The organism is Micromonospora sp. D75 (genome assembly GCF_018070405.1).
Taxonomy (GTDB): Bacteria; Actinomycetota; Actinomycetes; order Mycobacteriales; family Micromonosporaceae; genus Micromonospora; species Micromonospora chalcea.
In genome coordinates, this window is sequence record NZ_JAGPXV010000896.1 from 1 (window position 1) to 1,754 (window position 1,754).

The 1,754-nt window shown below is 74.2% G+C and carries 2 protein-coding genes; one reads left to right on the top strand and one right to left on the bottom strand.

What is annotated here, in order from left to right; genetic code table 11:
- The coding region (locus tag KBX39_RS30445) for a tetratricopeptide repeat protein (protein ID WP_210873856.1) at positions 1–728 on the bottom strand (728 nt) is incomplete at its 3' end.
- Between the two features lie 263 nt (positions 729–991).
- On the opposite strand from KBX39_RS30445, the gene KBX39_RS30450 reads away from it, so the two are divergent.
- A partial coding sequence (locus tag KBX39_RS30450) for a hydroxyacid dehydrogenase (protein WP_282102495.1) occupies positions 992–1,754 on the top strand: 763 nt, incomplete at its 3' end.

Genomic DNA, 1,754 nt, shown 5'->3' on the forward strand with positions numbered 1-1,754 from the left:
GTGAAGGAGCGGAGCACCTCCAGGTCGGTGGTGGACGCCGTCAGCAGTTCCAGCGCCTCCCGGTGCCGGCCGTTCACGGCCATGCTGGCCGCGAGTTCCACAGCCGTGGTGGTGCCCAGGGCCTTCCAGCGGAACCGGTGCCGCCAGGGGAGCCCGCGGTACGCCTCCCGAGCCTGCCGGCGGACGTCGAGCGCTTCGTCGTGCCGTTCCAGCGCCACCGCGCAATCTCCGGCCGCCAGCAGGGTGAGGATCCGCCGGGCCCGGTCGTCGGCGGTGAGCGGTTCCGCGCCAGCCCAGGCGCGCAGCGCCAGCCGCGTCGATGCGAGCGCCTCTCGTATCTCGCCGAGATGGGACCGGTGCCGGGCGAGTAGCGTCCGAGCGGTGGCGAGCGCCACCAGCCCGAGCCGATCGGACGATCCCTCGACGTACCCGATCGCCTCGGTGAGCTCGGCGATGACCGCGGGCGTGGGACGGACGTCCGGCACGCCGGCACGGGCCACCAGCGCCCGGGCCAGCGCCGTCCGGTGCCGGTCCGGGCGTTCGGCGACCAGCCGACGGCAGAGCGCCACCGCCTCGTCGGCGGCGGCCGTCCGCCGGGCCATTCCGCCCCGCAGGCCGCTCACCACCTGGGACCGGGTGATCAACGCCTCGGCCAGCCTCGGCCCCCAGCCGACCGGGTCGAGCCGGGCCATCGGCCGCAGCAGCGCGATCCGGACGACTACCGACATCGGCCTTCCTCCCTCGTGACGCCAGCTCCCGTTGTAGCGGCCCGATGCCAGCCCGGCGTCCGGTGAACGGGGGATGACGGGCGTGCGACGGCCTTTGTGAGGGCCCTCACCCCGCACTCCGGGACACGCCGGGCGGGCAGCCACCTACCATCCTTGGTGTGGTGCCCCGGCGCACCCGACGGCCATGGCACGGATCGGCGTAGGGCGCAGCGCGGCGCCCCGGCGTCCCAGGCCGCACCATTACCGAGCGTCTACGAGGACCGATGAATCCTGTCGTACTGATCGCCGAAGAACTCGCCCCCGCCGCCATCGAGGTGCTCGCCCACGACTTCGACGTGCGGCACGTGGACGGCACCGATCGCCCGGCCCTGCTCTCCGCCCTCTCCGAGGCCGACGCGGTGATCGTACGCAGCGCCACCCAGATCGACGCCGAGGCGATCGCGGCCGCGCCGCGGCTCAAGGTGGTCGCCCGGGCCGGCGTCGGTCTGGACAACGTCGAGGTGCCCGCCGCCACCGCCCGGGGCGTCATGGTGGTGAACGCGCCCACCTCGAACATCGTCTCCGCCGCCGAGCAGGCCGTCGCGCTGCTGCTCGCGGTGGCCCGCAACACCGCCAGCGCCAGCGCCGCGCTCAAGGCCGGCGAGTGGAAGCGGTCCAAGTACACCGGCGTGGAGATCCAGGGCAAGACCGTGGGCGTGGTCGGCCTCGGCCGCATCGGCGTGCTGTTCGCCCAGCGCATCGCCGCGTTCGGCACCCGGCTGATCGCGTACGACCCGTACATCCAGCCGGCCCGCGCCGCGCAGCTCGGTGTCCGCCTGGTCGGGCTGGAGGAGCTGCTGCGGGAGAGCGACTTCATCTCGATCCACCTGCCGAAGACGCCGGAGACGGTGGGCCTGATCGGCGAGAAGGAGCTGGCGATCGTCAAGCCGGGCGTCCGGATCGTCAACGCGGCCCGGGGCGGGCTGGTCGACGAGCAGGCGCTCGCCGACGCGATCGCGGAGGGCCGGGTCGCCGGCGCCGGCGTCG